General features: G+C 68.7%; 17 protein-coding genes. 7 read left to right on the forward strand and 10 right to left on the reverse strand.

Going from position 1 to position 20710, the window contains the following annotated elements:
- Positions 1-2: 2 nt before the first annotated feature.
- From BST44_RS14405 to BST44_RS14415, 3 genes are all read right to left on the reverse strand, one after another.
- The gene (locus tag BST44_RS14405) at positions 3-896 is read right to left on the reverse strand and encodes a fructose bisphosphate aldolase (protein ID WP_083177779.1); all 894 of its coding nucleotides are present in this window, start codon (positions 894-896) and stop codon (positions 3-5) included.
- A 115-nt stretch (positions 897-1011) separates the two neighbouring features.
- Positions 1012-1590 carry a cytochrome b gene (locus BST44_RS14410; protein WP_083177780.1) on the reverse strand — a complete coding sequence of 193 codons (579 nt, stop codon included), beginning with the start codon at positions 1588-1590 and terminating at the stop codon, positions 1012-1014.
- Positions 1587-2714 carry a catalase family peroxidase gene (locus BST44_RS14415; protein WP_279628976.1) on the reverse strand — a complete coding sequence of 376 codons (1128 nt, stop codon included), beginning with the start codon at positions 2712-2714 and terminating at the stop codon, positions 1587-1589. The genes BST44_RS14410 and BST44_RS14415 overlap by 4 nt, the downstream gene beginning before the upstream one ends.
- 357 nt (positions 2715-3071) lie before the next feature.
- Between BST44_RS14415 and BST44_RS14420 the strand changes: the two genes are divergently transcribed.
- Both BST44_RS14420 and BST44_RS14425 read left to right on the forward strand, forming a co-directional pair.
- Positions 3072-3449, forward strand: a complete 378-nt coding sequence (locus BST44_RS14420) for an STAS domain-containing protein (RefSeq protein WP_083177781.1) — start codon at positions 3072-3074, stop codon at positions 3447-3449.
- An 8-nt stretch (positions 3450-3457) separates the two neighbouring features.
- The gene (locus BST44_RS14425) at positions 3458-3946 is read left to right on the forward strand and encodes an ATP-binding protein (protein ID WP_083177811.1); all 489 of its coding nucleotides are present in this window, start codon (positions 3458-3460) and stop codon (positions 3944-3946) included.
- Positions 3947-3952: 6 nt separating this feature from the next.
- Here BST44_RS14425 and BST44_RS14430 read toward each other — a convergent pair whose 3' ends face one another.
- Together BST44_RS14430 and BST44_RS14435 are read right to left on the reverse strand one after the other, a co-directional pair.
- A complete protein-coding gene (locus BST44_RS14430) occupies positions 3953-5038 on the reverse strand; it encodes a phosphotransferase family protein (RefSeq protein WP_083177782.1) in 1086 nt (361 codons plus the stop codon).
- The gene (locus BST44_RS14435; RefSeq protein WP_083177783.1) at positions 5035-6177 is read right to left on the reverse strand and encodes an Rv3169 family protein; all 1143 of its coding nucleotides are present in this window, start codon (positions 6175-6177) and stop codon (positions 5035-5037) included. The genes BST44_RS14430 and BST44_RS14435 overlap by 4 nt, the downstream gene beginning before the upstream one ends.
- 78 nt (positions 6178-6255) lie before the next feature.
- Here BST44_RS14435 and BST44_RS14440 point away from each other — a divergent pair, with 78 nt between their 5' ends.
- The 5 genes from BST44_RS14440 to BST44_RS14460 all read left to right on the forward strand — a co-directional run bounded on the left by BST44_RS14440 (position 6256) and on the right by BST44_RS14460 (position 11798).
- Positions 6256-6876 (forward strand): TetR/AcrR family transcriptional regulator, encoded by a 621-nt coding sequence (locus BST44_RS14440; protein WP_083177784.1) that lies wholly within the window; start codon positions 6256-6258, stop codon positions 6874-6876.
- Between the two features lie 110 nt (positions 6877-6986).
- Entirely contained in the window at positions 6987-8123 is a 1137-nt protein-coding gene (locus BST44_RS14445; RefSeq protein WP_083177785.1) for a phosphotransferase, read from the forward strand.
- A 116-nt stretch (positions 8124-8239) separates the two neighbouring features.
- On the forward strand, positions 8240-10000 hold the full coding sequence (locus BST44_RS14450) for an N-acyl-D-amino-acid deacylase family protein (protein ID WP_083177786.1): 1761 nt from the start codon (positions 8240-8242) through the stop codon (positions 9998-10000).
- Between the two features lie 11 nt (positions 10001-10011).
- The gene (locus BST44_RS14455) at positions 10012-11367 is read left to right on the forward strand and encodes an aromatic ring-hydroxylating oxygenase subunit alpha (protein WP_083177787.1); all 1356 of its coding nucleotides are present in this window, start codon (positions 10012-10014) and stop codon (positions 11365-11367) included.
- 149 nt (positions 11368-11516) lie between these two features.
- Positions 11517-11798, forward strand: coding sequence for a hypothetical protein (locus BST44_RS14460; protein WP_142274494.1), 282 nt, complete (start codon positions 11517-11519; stop codon positions 11796-11798).
- 49 nt (positions 11799-11847) lie between these two features.
- On the opposite strand, the gene eccCa is transcribed toward BST44_RS14460, so the two are convergent.
- The 5 genes from eccCa to BST44_RS31470 form a co-directional block, all read right to left on the reverse strand.
- Complete coding sequence (gene eccCa / locus BST44_RS14465) at positions 11848-16053, reverse strand: type VII secretion protein EccCa (RefSeq protein WP_083177788.1); 4206 nt, start codon at positions 16051-16053, stop codon at positions 11848-11850.
- A 3-nt stretch (positions 16054-16056) separates the two neighbouring features.
- On the reverse strand, positions 16057-17544 hold the full coding sequence (eccB, locus tag BST44_RS14470; protein ID WP_083177789.1) for a type VII secretion protein EccB: 1488 nt from the start codon (positions 17542-17544) through the stop codon (positions 16057-16059).
- Between the two features lie 2 nt (positions 17545-17546).
- Positions 17547-18371 (reverse strand): transglycosylase SLT domain-containing protein, encoded by an 825-nt coding sequence (locus BST44_RS14475; protein ID WP_083177790.1) that lies wholly within the window; start codon positions 18369-18371, stop codon positions 17547-17549.
- A 231-nt stretch (positions 18372-18602) separates the two neighbouring features.
- A complete protein-coding gene (locus tag BST44_RS14480; protein WP_439330723.1) occupies positions 18603-19532 on the reverse strand; it encodes a hypothetical protein in 930 nt (309 codons plus the stop codon).
- A gap of 140 nt (positions 19533-19672) precedes the next feature.
- The gene (locus BST44_RS31470) at positions 19673-20374 is read right to left on the reverse strand and encodes a DUF5631 domain-containing protein (protein WP_142274495.1); all 702 of its coding nucleotides are present in this window, start codon (positions 20372-20374) and stop codon (positions 19673-19675) included.
- Between the last annotated feature and the right edge of the window lie 336 nt (positions 20375-20710).

The following is a 20710-nucleotide window of genomic DNA, read 5'->3' on the forward strand; positions in this document are numbered from 1 at the left end:
GGTCAGCCGGCGACCGAGGCGTCGTAGATCGACTGGATCGCCTTGTCCAGCGTGGCGTTGAACTGCTCGTCGGACTGGTCGGCGGTGAGCCCCTCGGTCAGCGCGCGGCTGAAGCTGGCGATCAGCCCGGTGTTCTTCGCCAGCAGTTCGTTGGCTTCCTCGCGGGAGTAGCCGCCGGAGAGGGCGACCACCCGCATCACCTTCGGGTGCTCGATCAGGGGGCGGTAGTAGTTGACCTCGCTGGGCAGGCTCAGCTTCAGCATTACCCGCTGCCCGTCGGGCACGTCCTCGAGTTGCTTGGTGATCTCGTCGCGCAGCATCGCCTCGGCCTCGGCCTTGTCCGAGATCGAGATGGTGACCTCGGGCTCGATGATGGGCACCAGCCCGTGCGAGAGCACCTGGTGCGCGAGCTCGAACTGCTGGGCGACCACGGCGGCAACGCCCTTGGCGTTGGCGCCGCCGATCACCGATCGCTCCTTGGTGCCGAACACACCGAGACCGACAGCCCGCTCCAACAGTTCGTCCAGGCCGGGGATCGGCTTCATCAGCTGCACGTCGTCGGACGCCTCCGCCAAGCCCTTGTCGATCTTGAGGAAGGGCACCACACCCTTGGTCTCCCACAGGTAGGTGGTCGACGGCTTGCCCGCGATCTGGCGGTCCATGGTCTGCTCGAACAGGATCGCGGCCAGCACGCGATCGCCGGTGAACGCCGGGGAGGTGATGATTCGGGAACGCATCTGGTGAATGAGGTCGAACATCTCCTCCTCGGAGGAGTACGCGTCGTCCTGGATGCCGTAGAGGCGCAGCGCCTTGGGCGTCGAGCCGCCGCTCTGGTCGAGCGCCGCGATGAATCCCTTCCCCGACGTCATCCGCTCCGCTTGCTGCTGGTTCGGCATGGAAGTTCTCCACTCCTTCGTGGTCCCGTGTGGACGCGGCGCCTCCGGCGCTGGGCACCCTTGCGATGATCGTGCCGATCATATTCGGCCGATCAGAGCCCCGGGAGGCAGGTCGTCAGAGCTCCGGCGTGCCTGGCTGCGGGCTGGCGGCCCTGACCCGCCACAGTGCCATGCGGTCTAGGAGCCGATCGCGCAGGACGAGCGTGTGGAATCCTACCGCGCACATGTGGGCGGTAAACGCCGCGAACAGCAGGAACGCGAAGGCCCCGTGGCATTCGCGGAGCACCGCGAACACGTCGATGTCGTGCGGCGCGATGCCGGGCAATCGCAGCGGGCCGGCCAACGTGACCGGCAACCGCGCCGCCGACAGCATCGCCCACCCTGTCAGGGGCTGCACCAGCAACAGCGCGTAGAGCAGGTATTCCGACCACGTCGCGATGCGCCGTTCGGCGCCACTCATCGTGGACAGGAACGGCGGGGGCCGGTGCCGCAGCCGGTTCGCCAGCCGCACCACGGCGAGCACCAGGATGAGCACGCCCAGCGGCCGATGGATGGCCAGTAGCAGCGGGTAATAGCTCAGGGCCGCGACCATGGCGACGCCGATGAATAGTTGCGCGATGACCATGGGCGCCATCAGCCAGTGCAGCAGCCGGGATGGCAGCGCGAACCGGGGCGCTGCGCTGCTTTCCCTCACCGAAGCGCCCGGGAGACATCGACCGCGCTGGCCGTCTTGGGTTCCTCGGCGCGGCGGGTGAACGAGCGGGCGTAGACCGCCGATCGCGCGGCCAGCAGCGGGTCGTCGGAAGCGGCGATGCCGTCGGGGAGGACCAGCGGGTCGAAGTTGATATCGCGCGCGTTGCCGGGCGCCTCCGTCTGTGCGGCCGTCACGGTGACGGTGCCGGCGTCGACGGTGTGCCGCTGCCGCGGCCACGGCTGGGTGGCGTCGTGGGTCGGGTCGCCCGGTTCGCCGATGGTGAGCATCAGCCGCCAGCTCAACGGTCCCCGGGCCAGGGCGCGGATGAGCTCGTCGAAGAGGTAGTCCTGGCCGACCGGCGACGCCACCGCGCCCACCGCTTCCTGCGGGATGACGGCCCAGCGCACCGGAACGGTCACCCCGGCCGCGTTGGTGAACCGGAACGCATTCAACCCGTAGAACGTGCTGTCGGCGAACCCCGCGCTCGGCGGGGCCTGCTTGATGACCTTCATCGCCGCGACCGTCTCGGGATGGCGGTCGAGGAAGGCGGCCATCCCTGCGGGGTCGGGCTTGCCGGTCCCGGGCACGGGCTTGGACGCGAGCAGCCGGTCGTAAAAACCCTGGGGCGTGCTGTCCGGGAACACGGGGATATTGATCATCGCGGTGCGCCATTGCTGGCCGTCCGGGCCCTGGAAAAGCAGGCCGAGCCCGCGGACCGTGGCCGGCGCGTCCGGCTGATCCGGGAGACCGCCTGACAGGGAAAAGCGTCCGAGCAGCGGCACGCTCCCCGCCCGGAACACCGCGGCCCGGCACACCTCCGCCCCCGCCCCGGTGCTGGAGAACGTCCCGACGGCGCTCAACCCCTTGGCGTGGTTGCGGCGAAAACCGTCGTGGCGGCCGTAGACGTGCTCGAAGCGGTCGGCGAAGCGGGGCGGCGTCAGCGCGCCGGGCCGCAGCCAGCCGCCGGCGTACGCGAAACCACCGACGTCGACCGCGGCGACGCCGGCCACGGCGCCCATGCCCAGCAATGCGCGCCGTCTCGTCAGGGCGTCGACGAGGGGTCGCACGGGTTTGACGTCACCGGGCGGACCGTCCGGCCCGCCATCGCCTTCACCGGGCTCCACGGCCACCGTCCTCCCGCGTTTGCGCAGGCCAAACAGCCCGCAGTGGACACGAATCCGGTGGAAGCAATTCACGCATGGCCCACCGCCGTGCGCAACTTCTGCGGGTCCGTCGCACACACTCACAGGACGTGGCCGCGCCCCGATTCGTTCACTCGTTTTGAGTGTGGTTTGCCGCGTGACATACCATCGACTGGAGAACTTGCGGCTGCATCTGTGGCTAGCAGCGTGAATCGACGGAGTGTGTCTCCTCCGAAGGGCACGCGCTTTCGCGGGGTTGAACAAGCAGCCCCCGGGCTTGGCAGCGGCTATTTTGATAGCTAACAGCGTCCCAGCGGGACCGAATGTGGGTGATAGACCATGGGCGAACTTACTGGCGATCCAATCGACCCGGCCGCTTTCTCCGTAGGAAAACAGCAGGTCGAACAGGCGGTCGTACTCACCGTCTCGGGTGAAGTGGACATGCTCAGCTCGCCGCACCTGGCTGAGGCGATTCAGACGGCGCTGGCGACCAAACCGGCCGCGCTGATCGTCGACCTGTCGAAAGTGGACTTCTTGGCGTCGGCCGGGATGACGGTCCTGGTCACCGCGCAGGCGGACACCGAGGCGCCCACCCAATTCGCGGTCGTCGCCAACGGGTCGGCGACGAGCAGGCCGATCAAACTGATGGGAATCGACAGCGTGCTCGCGCTCTACAGCTCGCTCGACGACGCGCTGAGCGGCATCGCTGGTGGGTGAACCCCGAGATGGGGGCACAGCGGGGAACGATGGGGCGCTTTGATCATCAACCGCATAGCGCGTCAAATCTCGATGGCCGGTTCCGGTTCGCGCGGAATCGCGTCGCCGCCGATCCCCGCAGCGCCGCTCGGTTGCGAGCCGACTTCGGGGCCTGGCTCGAAACGCATTTCACCCTCGGCGCCGACCGGTTCAGCGACGTCCTGCTGGCGGTGAACGAAGCCATCGCGAACGCGGCGGAATTCGCCTACTGCGAGGCCCCGCAGCGCGGGACGCTGGACGTGAGCGCCGCCTACGACCGCCGGTCGGATTGCCTGGCCGTCACCGTCGACGACCACGGTCGCTGGCGCCGGCAGGTTCCGGCGCAGTACCGGCAGCAGTTGCGTGGACGCGGCATCCCCCTGATGGAGGCCCTCGCCGACGACGTCGCCATCGATCGCACCCCGCGCGGCACCCGCGTGACGTTGACCTGGGCCGACCTCACACAACGGTCTGACTGAACCGCCCTACGTGGCGTGGGCGAGGACCTGCTGGATGCGCTCCTCGCGCGGCAGGACCGGACCGTCGTCGAGGGGTCCGTCGATGCCGAGTTCGGCGAGGCCCGCTTTTGTCAGCAGCGAGGTTCCGTAGGCGGCCAGGACCAGCTTTTGATCGTCGCTGTGCCCGTCCTCGATGAGCATCGCCCCGATGAGGCAGATGACGGCCATCTTGTACGCGTTGAGGGCGCGGTACCACGCGCGGTTCTGCACCCTGATGCCGCTCGCCTGCTCGTAGTGGGCGACCAGGGTGTCGATCGGCGGGGCGGCGGGATGGCTGTTGATGCCGACGGGCTGCGCCCACAGCATCTCCAGCCAGCCGATGTCGGTCAGGGGATCGCCGACCGTGGTCATCTCCCAGTCGAACACCGAGCTCACCTCCCCGCCGGTGAACGCGAAGTTGCCCGGTTTGGCGTCGCCGTGCACCAGGGTGACCGTCGGGCATGGCGCGGGCCGACCGTCGCGCAGCGCCCGGTGCAGCCGCTCGAGGGCGGGCAGCGGGCCTCGTTTGACCCGGTCCATCTCCGCGGTCCAGTGGTCGAGTTCCCGGTCGAGGTGCGTCCTGCCGTCATCGAGCGCGCCGAGCCCGGTCTGGGTGAGGTCGACGGAATGGATGGCGGCGAGCTGCTCGACCAGGCTCTGACACATCCGCACCACGGTGTCGTCGCGAACGCCGTCGGGCGCCTGCATCTCGTAGACGTCGCCGGCCGCGCGTTCCATCACGAAGAACGGCCGGCCCAGCACCTCGCCGGTCTCCTCCAGCCAAAGTGCCCTCGGCACCCGCACCGGGGTGTCGCGCAGCGCACGCATGATGCGGAATTGGCGCGCGAGGTCGTAGGGCTCCAGCAGCGCGGGCGGCCTGGGGCGCAGCCGCAGCACCACGTCCCGCCGCGGCTGCCGGTCGCCGCCGCGGGTGACGACGGTGAGCATCAGCATCTCCGCCGAATGCCCGAAGCTCATCCGGTCCAGGCCCTCGACGCGGACGTCCTCGGAGCCGGGCAGGCGGGCGCGGAGCCAGGCGGTCAGGCGCTCCTCGAAGGCCGCGTCGAGGGTCACTGCGGTGCCCCTTCGGCGTCGCTATCGGCCGGCAGCCGCTCGACGGGGGTCTTGTCCTGGGTGAACGCGGACATGTCCATCGCCGTCCAGTTCGGGTACCGGCGGTAGCCGTCACCGCCGAGCAGCAACTCGAAGACGCCCCATCCGGTGTGGCCTTCGCGCTGGAAGCGCATCAGCTGGTCGAGCGCCATCGACTTGCCTTCCGTCTCAGCCAGTTGCTCCGAATCGGCGCTGTCCCAACGGAAATGGATGAAGTATGCGCCGGCGCCCAGGTCCTCGTATTGGCAGTGCGACATCGGCAGCCCGTAGTAGGCGTTGACGTGTTGGTGCGGCGCGTCGGCGGTGACCCGATGCGTCCCGCCGTCTTCGTCGGTGAAGACCAGCACCGCGCGGGCGGGCCGTTTCAGCTTGCCGTCGAACTCGACGTCGTGCTCGATCCTGACGAACCGCTTGGATAAGGCGCCGTTCGCATAGGTGATGCCGCCGTCCACGTATTGCACTGTGCCGTCCGATGATTCGATGATCCAGGCCTCTATCGCGTGGTCTTCGAAGCCGGCGTCGAGCCATAGCCAGAAGTCGATCTTGTCGGACACTCGCACGCCGAAGGTTCGATCGCGGCCGCCGTGGAATCCGTCGACACTGATGCGTTCGCCGTCGATCCGCACCCATCCGCTCCAGCGTCCGGGTTCCTTCATGTGATACATGTCGGCGAGCAGCCTGCCGTCGTTGCCGACCACCCTCATGGGCAGCAGTTCCCACATCGGCGCGGTGGGCTCGTAATAGAGCTCCCACTCGATTCCGGACCCGTTGGGTTCCACGTCGAGCCGCCACTTCCTCAGCGGCTCAACGCAGGTCCAGCGCATCGGCCCGGCGCTCAACGCGGCGCGGTCGCCGCCGGTCACCGGCCGACCGGACAGCAGGTCCCAATGCCGGCCGTCGGCGAGGCTGACCTTGACGTAGCCCAGCCCGCTCGCGGTGTTCGGGTTGTTGCCGTAGCCGCTGGCCAGCAGCATGGTGCCGTCCGGCGCGGCCGCGAAGAAGTAGCACCGATCCGACCACGTCGGGTCGGTGTCGTGCACCGCGTCGAACGTCGTCGGCAACTGGTGGGTGAACGACTCATCGGCGGCGGAGTAGACCATGGCTGCCCTCCCTGGCGATGTGCTTGATTCGCAATGGAATTCGTTGTTCGGCGCGGTCGATCCCGTAACATCTGCGCCATGGAACCGAGCCGTTGGTGGGGTGACGACCGCGCGATCCTCGACGACGAGGAGGCGCGCAGGCGCATCCTGGACGCCGCCGGCCGCTGCATCGTGCACCGCGGCAACACTCAATTCCGGATGGGTGAGGTCGCCGACGAGGCGGGGGTGTCGCGGTCCACGGTGTACCGGTATTTCCCCGGCCGCGACGAGGTGCTGCTGGGCCTGATCCTCGCCCGCGTCGACGACGCGCTCGGTGAATTGGTGCGCTCGCTGGCCGCGCCGGACGATCCCGTGCGGTCGCTGCCCGAGATGGTGCTGGCCCGAGTCGAGTCGGTGGACGGCGATCCGCTGAACGAGGCGCTGTTCGCCGCCGAGAGCACCGCCCTCGGAACGGCTCTCGAGAAGGGTTCGGAACCCATCGTCGAGACGCTGTTGCGCCACTACCAACCGTTGCTGGATCGGTGGACCTCGTCGGGCCGCCTGCACGCCGACCTCGATCCGCGGTCGGTGGTGCAGTGGCTGCACGCGACCACGCTGTTTCTGCTCGCACCCTCGTGGCGGTACCGCTCGACGGCCGACAAGCGCAAGTTCGTCGAGCAGTTCGTGGTGCGTGCCCTGGTACCACAGATCAGACAATAACGTCGTATTGTCTGATGTCCAGACGTTCAGGTATTTTTGTCTGACCCCGTGCCGCGACGCCCGACCGGCTCGCGGTGCGGGTGACACGTCCGCACCGAGAAACGAATCCTATGAAAAACCCCGCGCCGCACGCCGTTTCGGCCGTCAGTCTGGCCGCCCACCTGGGCCGCGGCGTGGGTCGGGTGGCCACCGACGCAGTGGTCGGCGGCCGATGGGGATTACCCCGCCGGGTGCAGGACATCGACGCGGCGGTGCTCTCCAAAGTGATGGGCGCGGCCGTCAGGTCGGTCCGCGCCCTGAGCAGCGACGCGGGGACGTCGTCGCGGGCCCGGCTGGTGCTCACCGGAAGGAACGTGCCGGACTCGGTGTTCGTCAAGCTCGCGGCGAAGACGGCGGCCACCCGTTTGATGGGAGAGTTGGGCCGGCTCGGGCACACGGAGGTGCGCTTCTACCGCCAGCTCGCCTCGCAAGTCGTTGGCGCGCCGTACGCCTACGGTGCGGCATTCGATCCGTGGACCGGGCGCTACCTTCTGGTTCTGGAAGATCTGCCCGCCGAGTCGTGCGAGTTCCCCGACACCTTGCACCCGCTGTCGCCCGATCAGGCCAGCCTGATCGTCGAGCTACTCGCCGACCTGCACGCCGCGTTCTGGACCCGCCTTTCCCCGGCCGGGCGCGGGCCGCTGGGCTGGCTCTACACGCCGTCCGGCGACGCCACGTCCCTGCTGACCGGCTCGCTGATGAACGCTTCGATCAAGCGCCTCGCCGAACGCACGGAACTTCCCGTCGACCGGGGCCGCTTCATCGCCGACAACTACCGCGCCGTCGCCGCCCTCATCGACACTCCCCCGCACACCGTCATGCACGGCGACGCGCACCCGGGCAACATGTACTTCCACGGCGGCAAGGCCGGGCTGCTGGACTGGCAGGCGGTGCGGCGCGGGCACCCGTCACGCGAACTGGCCTACACGCTGATCACCAGCCTCACGCCCGAGGATCGCCAGGCGACCCAGCGCGAGCTGCTCGATGACTACCGCCGGGCGCTCGCGGCGGCCGGTGGACCCGAACTGGACCGCGACGACCTGTGGCTGCGGTTCCGCCAGGGCGCGCTGTACGCCTACGTGGCGCCCCTGATCACCGCAGGGATGGGCGGCATGCAGGTCGAGGACATCGCCATCGAGGGGCTGCGGCGCGGCGTCGCGGCGCTCGACGACCTGGAGACGGTCGCCGCGCTGCAGGCGTCGCTCTGAGCCAAACAACTTGGGACCGAACCTATCGCGATGGGCCCGCGCGAGTTACGCTACTTCGCGTAGCGTAATGCTGCGGATCTTGTGTGCCTTCGGCCCGTGGCGGCGAGGAGAGTCTCATGCTCGACCTGAAGATCATCGGCGGCACCGTCGTCGACGGCACCGGCGCCGAGCGCTATCGCGCCGACATCGGCATCAAGGACGGCACGATCGTCGACGTCGTCCGGCGCGGCGCCGACGACCCCGCACTGGGCGGGGAGGCCGCCGAAACCATCGACGCCACCGGGCGGGTGGTGGCCCCCGGCTTCGTCGACATCCACACCCACTACGACGGCCAGGTGAGCTGGGACAGCCTGCTGGAACCGTCGAGCGGTCACGGGGTCACCACGGTGGTCACCGGCAACTGCGGTGTGGGCTTCGCCCCCGTCCGTCCCGGCACGGAGCAGTGGCTCATCGAGTTGATGGAGGGCGTGGAGGACATCCCGGGCACCGCGCTCACCGAGGGCATCACCTGGGGATGGGAGACCTATCCCGAATACCTCGACGCCATCGGCAGGCAGAAATTCGCCGTCGACGTGGGCAGCCAGGTGGCCCACGGCGCCATCCGCGCCTACGCGATGGGCGAGCGCGGCGCCCGCAACGAGCCGGCCACGCCCGAGGACATCGAGGCCATGGGCAGGCTGGTTCGGGAGGCGATCGAGGCCGGCGCGCTCGGCTTCTCGACGTCACGCACGATGGGCCACCGCGCGATGGACGGCGAACCGGTGCCCGGCACGTACGCGGCCGAAGACGAACTGTTCGGCCTCGGCCGCGCCATGGCGGCCGGCGGGCAGGCCGTGTTCGAGCTCGCCCCGCAGGGCGCCGCCGGCGAGGACATCGTCGCGCCGAAGAAGGAATTGGAATGGATGCGGCGCCTGGGGGCCGAGATCGACCGGCCGGTGTCGTTCGCCCTGATCCAGGTCGACGCCGACCCGAACCTGTGGCGCGAGATGCTGGACCTCTCCGCGGACGCGCATGCCGCGGGCGCCCGGTTGTATCCGCAGATCGCCGCGCGACCCTTCGGCATGATGATCGGATTCCAGGGCCACCACGGCTTCAGCCACCGGCCCACCTACCGCCGGCTGGCCGCCGAATGCGGCCGCGAGGAACTCGCGCAGCGCCTGGCCGATCCCGCGGTCAAGGCCGCGATCCTGGCCGAGGACGACCTGCCCGCCGACCCCACCCTGTTGTTCGACGGGATGTTCGCCCTGGTGCAGCACTCGCTGCACCGGCTGTACGCGCTCGGCAACCCGCCCGACTACGAGCCCACCCCGGACCGCACGGTCGCGGCCATCGCCAAGGCCCGCGGCGAGGACCCGCTGTCCACCCTCTACGACCTCATGCTCGAGGCCGACGCGACCGCGATGCTGATGCTGCCCCTGTTCAACTACGCCGAGGGCAACTGCGACGCGATCCGCGAGATGCTGCTGCATCCCGCCGGCGTGCTCGGGCTGTCCGACGGGGGCGCCCACTGCGGGATGATCTGTGACGCTTCGTATCCGACGTTCCTGCTGACGCACTGGGCCCGGGACCGCCGTCGGGGCGAGAAGCTGTCGCTGGAATACGTGATCCGCAAACAGTCCCGCGACACCGCCCACCTCTTCGGTCTCACCGATCGCGGCACCATCGAGCCGGGCAAGAAGGCCGACATCAACGTGATCGACATGGACGCCCTGACGCTGCATCCCGCGGCGATGGCCTTCGACCTGCCCGCCGGCGGCAACCGCATCCTGCAGGGGGCCAGCGGTTACGCGGCCACGATCGTCAGCGGGACCGTGACCCGGCGCAATGACGTCGACACCGGGGCCCGCCCCGGCCGGTTGGTGCGCGGAGCGCGTTAAGGGCTTCCGGCATGCACGCGTCCGCCGGCAACCCGGCCCGCACCCGCTCGCACGTCCAAGAGGACGCGATCGGCACGCCGCCGGAAAGCCCGACCCTGGTGCCCGCCGAGCGCTACTACTCCCCGGCGTTCGCCGCGCTCGAGGTTCAGCGGATGTGGCCGAAGGTGTGGCAGCTCGCGTGCATGGTCGACCACGTCGCCGAGCCGGGCGACTACTTCGAGTACCGCTGCGGGCCGTACGGGGTGCTGATCGTGCGCGGTGACGACGGGGTGCTGCGTGCCTTCCAGAACGCCTGCCGCCACCGCGGCAACTCGGTGTGCGTGGGCTCGGGTTCGGGACTGCGCGAACTCAAGTGCGGCTACCACGGGTGGACCTGGGACCTGGCCGGCACGCTCAAACGGGTCCCGAACCGCAAGGGCTTCGGATCACTCCAGCTGTCCGACTTCCCGCTGGTGCCGGTCCGGGTGGACTCCTGGGAAGGGCTCGTCTTCGTCAATCTCGACCCCGGCGCGATGCCGCTGCTGGAATACCTGGAGGCCGTGCCCGACGATGTCGCCTGGTGCCGCCTGCGGGACTTCCGCTGTTATGCGACGCTCACGGTCGATGTCGAGGCGAACTGGAAGACGATCGCCGACGGCTACAGCGAGACCTACCACATCCAGACGCTGCACCCGGAGTTGCTGCGCTGCGTCGACGACATCCATGCGCCACAACGCATCTGGGGTCACACTGGCAAGTCGGACCAGCCCTACGGCGTGCAGAGCCCCCGCTTCGACGGTGCGTTGAGCGACGAGGAAGTCTGGGACGCTTACGTTTACACACAGGGCGCGCTCATGGGCGCTCCCGAAGGCACCCCCTTTCCGGGTGACGAACGCCGGCCGGGACAGACGGTCCAGGATCTGATCGCCGCCCACACCCGGGCGTTTGCGGCCACCCGCGGGGTGGACCTCGAGTGGGCGGACACGGACCGAATCACCCGACTGCACCAGTACAACGTCTTCCCGAACATGACGCTGCTGGCCAACGCGGACCACCTGACCGTGATGTGCTCGCGGCCCGGCCCGGACCCCGACCACGGCGAGCTGGTCATGTTCTTGATGACGCGGATGCCGCCGGGTGCCCCTCGCGCCAAGCCGACCGATGTCCGGGTAACCGCCGGCGAGGCCGAGCCCGGCGTGGTGCTCAGCCAGGACATCCGGGTGCTCGCCGGCCTGCAGCGCGGGATGCATCAACCCGGCTTCACCCATCTCGTGCTGTCCGGCGAAGAACGGCGCGTGATCAACACGCACCGCAATTTGGAGCGTTACCTGGAGCTACCCCAGTCCGAGCGGATGAGCGGGGCGCCGGTCGAACCGCCTCCAACATAATTCCGTGTAGACACGCCGTAATCAGTCCGATGCGATTTAGAATCCCTTTCGTGATGACCCCGTCAAACCCGTGGGGGGACGACCGAGGGCAACTCGCGCATCAGCTACAGATGCGATATCAACCACTCGCGCGAAGACGCGCGCGCAGAATGTGCCAGAACTTCGAGCGCGTCGGCGTCCGGACGGCGCCCGACCGCGTGCGGGAGATGCTGGCGGGGGCGCCCCTTGCGGCTCATGAAGTCGTGGACGTCCATTTCGCGCTGATCGCGCTGCGGCTCGACCGTGAGACGCGCGCTGCGCGGTACAAGCGGCTGAAGCGGCAGGGCACCCGCTCGATGATGTTCGCCGGGCTGGTCCTGGTGGTGCTCAACTTCCTGATGTGCATGGCTTACCTTTTGCTGAACCTGGCCGAGCAGGGCGCGCCGCTCTAACATCCAGCGCGGGACGGCGCTGCCGTCGCCGTGGGAGGCCGTCCGTTCGCTACTGCTGCGGGATAACCGCGGTGGACGGCATCCCGACCAGCACCCCCTCGACGTCCCCGTCGACGCTCACCATCAGGCCGCGCCCGGGTGGCAGCGCTTGCGCACGAACCGAGCGGTTGATCCGGTTCTGCGGGTCGTTGTCCATGTACAGCTGAGCCACCTTCGCCGAATTCTGGAACCGCATCCACGGATCCATCTGCAGCGTCGCCCAGTTCGCGCTGTTGCGGGTGGTGAAGACGTGCAGGCCGATCTGCCGGGCGCGTTCCATCAGCTTCCACAACGCCGCGCCGACCGGGGGTTTGGGCGGATAGCTCTGGTCGGGACGCAGGTCCTGCACGTCGTCGATCAGCACGAAGTGCCGCGCGCCCTCCCAGGGTTTGAGCGCGCGGAGCTCCTCCTGGCTCAGGCCCTTCGGGGGCAGCCGCGGCAACAGGACCTGTTGCGCGAGTTCCGTGATCACCTCGTCGATCTCGTCCTGGTCGTAGGCGTACGCGCGCACATAGCCCGGCCCGCTCAGATCCCGCAGACCGTGCGGCGCGGTCTTCGGGTCGATGAGCGTCAACTGCGCCTCCTCGGGGGCGAAGCGACTCATGATCGCCTCACCGATGGACACCAGCGACAGGGTCTTGCCGCAGCCCTGCCGGCCAAGGATCATCAGGCCCGGGCTCTCCCGAAGCCGCAGCGGCACCGGCCCCAGTTCATGGCGCTCGCCGATGGCGAACGCGATGGACAGGTCGTCACCGCTCGGATGCGCGGCGTGGTACTCCAGGATCGCCCGCAGCTCCACCCGCTGCGGAAGCCGCTGCAGCGTCGCGTGTTTCGTCACACCGGCAACATCGGCGATCTGCGCTCCGACGTCGACGATGCTCACCAGCGCGCCGGTGGCGGGATCGGCCAGCGCCGGGACGCCGACCCGCAGCTCGTGCAGGCTGTCCGTCAGGCCGAAGCCCGGGCGGTTCAGCGTCCGCCGCGCGGCGTCGCGCGATTCCAGCGACGAGTGGCCCATCTGACTCTCGCTCGGGTCGGCCAGCCGCAATTGGATTCGGGCGGTGGCGTTTTGCAGCAGGCTCTGCCGCTGCCCGTGGATCCATCCGCCGGCGCTGCACATCGCGTGCACCCCATACTCGGGGCCCCGGCTGCTCAACGAGATGATGCGGTCCCCCAGGACGGTGTCTTTCGAGTACACGTCGTCGTAGTCGTCGACCACCACGAACACGTCGCCGAAGGGGTCGTTCGGGTCCGTGCCGCCCAGCCCGTCACTGCCCGGAGCGAACCGGCGCTCGCGGAAGCCATCGAGGTCGATCTTCAGCCGGCGGAACGAGTCCTCGCGCGCGTCGATCAGGGCGTCCATGCTGCTCAAGATGCGCTCGATGCCCTCGGCGTCCTTCGGGGACACGATGTCGGTGACGTGCGGCAGCGACGCCACCTGGGCCAGGGTCGCACCGCCGATGCAGAAGAACGTCACCCGCGACGGGGTGTACATCGTTGCCGCCGAACACATCAGCGTCATCAGGGTGGTCGTCTTGCCGCGCTGCTTGGCCCCCACCACGATGACGTTGCTGCGCAGCGCGTCGATCGCGTGCACCACCTGCTTGGACTCCTCGGGGATGTCCATGACGCCCACCGGGAACATCAGCCCCGGGTTCTGGCCGTAGTCCACATGCCACGGCTTGCCCCGGTAGGCCCCCACCAAGGTGTCGACCGGCTCGGGATCCTCCAGCGGCTCCAGCCACGGCCGGCGTGGCGCGCGGTGCGGAACCTGGTGCAACGATTCCCGCAACACGTCGACGATCTTCTTCCGCTTGAAACCGTCGTCGTGGTAGAGGAATTCGTCGGGTTCGGTGTCGACGGCGGCGGCCGCCTCCAGCGCCGCGGCGTCGGACGCCTCGAGCGGCTGGAACTGCCAGTTGTAGAGCCGCGGCTTGGTCAACGTCATGTCGACGGTGGTCGCCACCTCCTTGACCTTGGGCACCACGAAGGGCGCCGAGAGGTAGAAGCAGCGGAACGGTTCGAGGTCGCGCGGACCCACCTTCAGCAGGGCGAAGCCGTTCTCTTTGGACGGCAGGTGGTAGGCCGCGTCCGAACCGATCACCTCGCGGCTGTCGTCGCCGGACTCGGCGCGCAGCGCGATCCGAAACGCGATGTTGGACTTGACCTTTTGCAGCGACGACAGGTCGAGCCGCTGCCCGCCCAGCATGAAGAAGACGTTCGCGCCGCGGCCTTCCTGACCGATGTGGATGATCAGGTTGATCCACTTCTCGTGGTTGGCGAAGAGTTCCAGATACTCGTCGACGATGACGAGCAGGACGGGCACCGGCGGCAGGTCGCGCCCGGCGAGCCGGATCTCCTCGTAGTCGTTGGCGTCACGCGCTCCCACCGACGTGAACAGCTCGTAGCGTTGCTTGATCTCGCCGTCGATCACCCGCCGCATCCGCTCCGCCAGGTGCCGTTCGTCCTTGCCCAGGTTGGAGAGGGCGGCCACGACGTGCGGGATGCCCAGGATGTCCTGGGCGGCCGACTCGAACTTCATGTCGACGAAGATGACGTTGAACGCCTCGGGCGAGTGCGTCAGCGCGATGCCGTAGACCAGCGACAGGAAGAACTCCGACTTGCCCGAACCACTGGTGCCGATGACCACCGAGTGAAACCCGAAGCCGCCGAAGTCCTTTGCGCGGATGATGATGTTCTGCAGCTCGCCGGTGGGTTTTGCGCCGACCGGGATTTCGCACCACCGCTCGTCGCCGCGGCCGCGCCGCTCGGCCCACAACCGGTCGACGTCCAGTTCGCGCGGATCGGCGATGCCCAGCGCGCGGAGCAACTCGGCGGCGCCGCCGGTCGAATCGGCGATCTCGCTACGGCTGGTCGGTGACCACCGCGCCATGGCCCGCGCATAACGGTAGGCACGGTGGATGGACAGCTGGTCGGCGTGGGCGAAGAACTTGCCGCGCAGACGCAGCAGGGGCCCGGGCCGGCCGTCCTCGCCGTCGGCGTCGAAGCCGTTCTGGCCGAACGTGACTTCTCCGTTGACCGGTAGCTTGTGCCGCTCCCCCATCTCGAAGACCTGGTCCTGCGCGAAGCCCACCCCGGTGCCCACGCGGGACGCGATGCGCAGCAACGTGATTCCCGCCTTGCCGACCTGGCCGACCACGCTCTCCCACGCGTCGGGGCTGCCGGTGTTGTCGTCGACGATCACCAGGTGCGGCCCCAGATCCACCGCGTCGGCGCCGGTTTCGAGTGCGGACCCCATCGCGGTCGGGCTGGCCGCCGCCAACGGCGTCCACGCGCCGCGCTTCCCCTTCATGTGCAGCTCGGTGGCCAGGGTCTCCTCCAGCTCCTCCGGCGTGGCGAACACCAGGCGCCGAAACCCGCACGCGTCGAAGAGCTCGTCGTGCAGGTTGTGCGGCAGCCACACCATCCATGACCACACCTCGGGGTTGCGGGTGACCACCATCAACTTCAGGTCGCGCGGGTTGTGGAACACCGCCAGCGAGCACAACACCGACCGCATCAGCGAGCGCAGGCGGTCCTGGTCCTCGCCGACGAAGCTGAAGCCGGGCGCGGAGCGCAGGTTGACCACCTTGGCGATGTCGCGAATCTTGCGCTGTTCCAGGATGAAATCGCGCAGCGCCTGGCCGGTGACGGGTTCGAGCTCCTCATCGGAGGGAATGTCGGGCCATGTCACCGACAACACCGAGTCGGGCGCGTGCTGCACGCCGGTGCCCAGCCGTACCTCCAGGAAATCCGCGTCGCCGCGGCCACGTTCCCACATTCGCGGACCACCGATGATCGCGCCCAGCCCACGCGGATCCGAATGCAGCGCGTGCTGCCATTCCCGCTGCGCGCACACCGCCGTCTGGATCTCGTCGCGGTTGGAGTCGAGGTCGCGGAGGTAGCGGCGGCGGCCCTTCTCCATCTCGCCCCAGGTGATCTTGCGCGCCCGCCCGAAGCGTCCGGAGAACGCCAGCATGCTGAACGCGCCGATGCCCATGAGAGGGAAGAACCCGGTGGACAGACTGCGCACCCCGGACACGTAGAGCATGACGATGGTGCCGATGAGGGCCACGATCAGCGCCGGCACCCCGATCATCACCCAGATGTTGCGCGGTTCGCGCTCCGGCAGGGCGATCGGCGCATTCGGCGCCACCCGAACGGGTTTCGGCGGCTCGATCTTGACCCGGTTGATGGGAAACGCTTTCTTGGACATCCCCTAGCCTCCCGCGTTCGCTGATGTCGTCACCACGGCCGCCTTGCCCAGGGCCGGCACGGTGTCGCGCGCCACGAGCGCCGCCTCCCGCGACAAGGCCGGGCCCGCAGCGAAAGTGCGCAGTAGCGGCCACGGGGCCTGCACCGCCGAGGCCGGGTCGAGCCCGAGGGCCCGCAGGGTGTCGTCGTTGGCGGCGATGCCGAACCGCACCCCGTTGTCGGACACCCAGAACAGTGATTCGCGCGAATCCGAGGTGATGACCCCGCTGGTCGAGGTGACGAAGTTGGCCGCCCCCGGCAGCACCAGAACCTGGTCGGCGACCACGGACGCGGCGTCGCGGTCGTCGCGCACCAGGTGCACGATCCGGTCGTCCAGGTACGAATACACCGGAAGGCCGCGCCCGTTGTAGATGACGACGCGGGCCTGCGGGTCCGTCGAGCCCTTCTCCCACCCGACGCAGGTGGTCGGGTTGGCCGCGGTGTCAATGAAATTCAGCCGCTTCGTGGGGTAGTAGTCGACGGCCAGCGAGTTCACCTGGGGGATGTTGACCAGCACGTCGGGGGTGACCACCCGGGGCGCCGTCGACCCGTAGGAGTTGGCGCTGCGGAGCAGATCGGCGACGAAGCTGGTGATCTTCTGGACTCCGTCGGGCAGGAGAACGTAGAACTGCTTACCGCCGCCGGCGGTTTGGGCCTGCAGCACCGCGCCCACCTGCGATCCCGACACCCAGGTCGACGGCGCGCCCGCCTGGGGAACGTCCGGGACGCGCAACGGCTCGGTGGCGGGCAGTCCGTCGAACAGCGCGCGCGAAATCTCCACCGGCGACGTCACTCCCGGGTCCAGCCCCAGGCTCAGGGTGATGGCTCGGCTGGCCGGGTCGACCTGCGAACGCTTACCGCCCCAGATGACGTAGGTGTTGCCCTCGAACGTAACCAGCACGCCGGCATCGTCGGCCAGCGGTGCCGCGCGGCCACCTCCGTTGAGCGTGCCCGCGATCGAGGTGACGACCGGCTTCTCACCGCTGCGCGGGCGCCCGGCCGTGTCGCACACGGCCCACGCCGAAATCGCGCCCCGATTCACCGGCATCGCCGCGGGCGCACCGGGAATGCCGATCAGCGGCCCGGTCGGGTACTTCGCGATCTCGCCGCGCTTCACCCAGGTCGGTTCGTTCGCCGTTCCGGTGGCCAGCCTGGCGGACGTCAGGTTCAGCGCCGGATAGAGCCGCCCGTCGATGCGGGCGTAGATCGCGCCGGAGTCCCGGTCGCCGATAATCGCCGACTCCCCTACTGCGCCAGTGGGTTTCAGCACGTTGAGCAGCATCATCCACCCGGCGGCGATGGCCACCAGCAAGATGGACAACACCAGCGCGGCGGTCTGCTTGCGGTCGTCGTGTTTCATCCGCACCGAGAACCGGGTGGTCGCCGCGCGCAGTCGCCGGTTGTAGAACAGGTGACCGGAATTCTGGTCGCGGTTCGACAAACTCAGCGGCATGCTCAATACCCCTTAGGTGATCGGCGAGGATCGGCCTGCTGAATCAGATCGGCCAGATTCGACGCGTCCGGGGCGACACCGTAGCGGCCCATCGCATAGTTGATGAACGCGCACGCCTGCGCCACCAGATCGTGGATGTCGCGCGAGGTTCCCGGTTGGTGATAGGCCGCGAACGTGGGCGCGATGAACTGCCAGGCGCCCTTGCTCGGCGTGCCCCGCGCCGCGTTGGAGTCCCAGTCGTTGACCGCGTTGGCGTTGTAGTTGGACTCGCGACGAGCGACCAAATCCATGCCGCGCTCCCAGCGAGCACGCGCGGCCGGATCGTGAAGGCCCTTGATATCCAACGCTTTACGGATCGCCGCTACGACGGCCGGCCGTCCGCTGCCCTGGTCGCCACGCATTTTCCGCCTCTGTCGATAGCGCAGCCGGCGCAGCCGCAGCGCCAGTAGCCGTGCCCGCCGGCGCGAGTTGAGGATGTGCCGGCGCTGGGCCCGCAGCCTGCCCGCCATCCGGGCCATCGCCTCGCGCCGTGCCATCGGGGTATCGGCCGTGGACAGGTCGGTCGTGGCGTCGTCCAGGATCGCCCGGGTCGCGGCCCTCGCCTGCGCGTGATCCTGGTGCGCCATCGCCATGATTCGTGCCAGCGTGCGGTCGGTGGCGCTCGACCGGCGGAGGTCGTTCAGGGTTTTGGTCGACCTTCTCGCTGCCGCGTCGGGGAGGCCCTCGGTTCGGGGCTCGGGATGGCCCTGAGCGTTGCCGACCCGGGCGGCGGTTACCTCACCGGCGAACAGACCGTGGCCGCGGGCCAAGACCGCCACCGCGTGCATCGTCAGCGGATCAGTCAATGACTGCCCCACCCTGGTCCCCTATTGCGCCCATCCGTCCTGGACACTCGAGCTGCTACTCCCACACCCTCTGGCCGCAAAAATCCGTAGCAATAGCATGCACGAATCGGCTGTTCCGCTGTCAATAACGAGCGATTACGTAGCGACCCTACTGCCGGGACCGGCTTGCGACCACTCACCTTCGGAGTCTTAGAAATGGCGCCGCGGGGTGGGCTATTCCTTGGCCTCGTCCTCGGTCGGCATGATCACGATTCGCCGATTCGGCCGGTTGGTCACCACGGTGGGTTTGTCCTCGCCGGGCTTGGGCGCCGGCGGGCTCGGCGGCATCGTCAGGCGGCCCTTGACCGGCTGGCCGTTGGGCACGCCCGGGGCCGAGATGCGCTTCTCCGGGGGCTTCTCTTTGTTGCCGCCTTCACCGTGGCCGCCCATGGCGCCGGGGGGCATCATCCCCATGCCACCCATGCTGGTCGGTCCCGCGGTGGTCGGCGCGCCGCTCACCGGCGGCGGCATGCCCGCCTTGGCCGCGCCGGCGGGAGTCGTCGGCGGGGACGAGGTCGGCACCGGTGGCGGGCCAAGAGAGCTGGCGGGCGTGGTGCCACCGCCAAGGCCGGCACCGCCCCCGCCCGAACCCGCGCCGCCGCCCAGTCCCGCGTCTGGTTTGACGCTGTCGACCAGATGCGCGTCGTTGACGAGGCCCGCGCCGTGGGCGCCCTGGACCGCGCTCATCAAAGGCTGGATGGCGCTCTGGCCGGCCTGCATCGCCTGCTGCGGCAGCTGCGTCAGTGGCTGCATCACGCCGCCGACCGCTCCCCCGAGCGCGCCGGTGATGCTCTGCAGCATCTGCTGCATCATCTGCGGGGCCTGCTGACCGACGTTTTGCATCTGCTGTGCCGACTGAGCTTCGTTTTCAGGAAATTTCGCGGCCGCGTCGGCGGCGTGAGCTCGGCGGTCCGCGTCGGCGGCGGCGGCGTCCGCGGCATCTTTGGGCACGCCGGCGTTGGCAGCAGCTATTGCTGCTTGAGTGGCGGGGCCACCCGCCGGCGACGAATCCGGCGGAGGAGGCGGGAACGGCGCGAGCGGCGGCGGGAACGAAGGACCATTGGCAGCCCACTGATAGCCGGGTGAATCCGCTTGAACAGTCACAACTCCACCCCGCTTCCGATGCCGACCACGCCGCGCGGTGGCGGCGGGAACCCCCATTTTCTCACAAATCGTTGTGGGCGGTAGTCACCTTGACACTTGGCGGCCACCGAGATCGTCAATGACAAGCAGAGATGCATGCTTCATGCGTTGCCTTGCTCGTTAATGACGGCAAACCAGGCTAGGTGATAATTCGCCAAGTACTGATGCTCGTCGATCAACGCTTCGATCGCTGCCAGAAGCATCCAATCCCCTACCACCGCTAGGTCGTGATGTGGGTAGGTGGTCAGCACAGAATGCTGAATATCTGCAATACATTCGCGCAGCAGCTGGTCCTCGTTTTCAAGGACACCTGTCTTCCGTGCCGCCGGCGCCGCAACAGCCTGGGCGATACGTGGTAGACCATCGCGCCGGCGCACAGCCTCTACGAGGGTCGGCCCGAGCTCTTCCACCTGAGGCGTGGCGGACCGCGCGAGCCGATCGCCTGTTAACAGCGGTTCGTCGTTGCCGGGCTCACCCACATAAGTTTTGGCATGGTGGGCGGCCGCGACGACAATGCGGCCCAGCAGATCAACCACGTTGGCATCGCGGTGTCGTGCTGATGGCTCAAGCAAAGTGACGTGGGCGGGCAGTCGGACGTGTGGAGGAATCCAGCCACCCGCTAGGTCGGTGACCAGCAGGGTCGTGGTGCCATCGTCGCGTAATCCAGCCGCCCAGGACAGCCGCGGCTCCTGGCGGGCTACCGAATCGACAATCCGTTGCAGCCGTTGCTGTTCCGCCGCTTTGTTTGACGCGGCGCCGGCTGTCGCGCCGGACGCCGCGGAGAGCGCCGACGCGCCGGCCATCGTGGACGAGCCTGTGCCTGCCTGCCCGGCCGCAGCTCCCTGCGCCGCCCGCTCTACCGGGGAAACCAAAGGACCACCGGCCGAGGGTGATGAACCCGGCGAGGGGGCGACCGCGGCGCCGGATACCGGTCCCGAAGGGGCCGCTGGCATCGTGGGGGGTGCCACCACCGGTGGACGGAGGTCCGAACCGTACGCGGGCAACGGACCGGCAGGGCTGCCGGCGACAGGTGCCGCCGGCACCGACCACCGGCCTCCGGTCACCACAGGTGCCGCGACGGAAGTGAGCCCACTGCTAGAGGCGGGTGCCGGTGGAGCGGTCGTGGTCGGAGACGGGTC

The sequence above is a fragment of the Mycobacterium scrofulaceum genome (genome assembly GCF_002086735.1).
GTDB lineage: Bacteria > Actinomycetota > Actinomycetes > Mycobacteriales > Mycobacteriaceae > Mycobacterium > Mycobacterium scrofulaceum.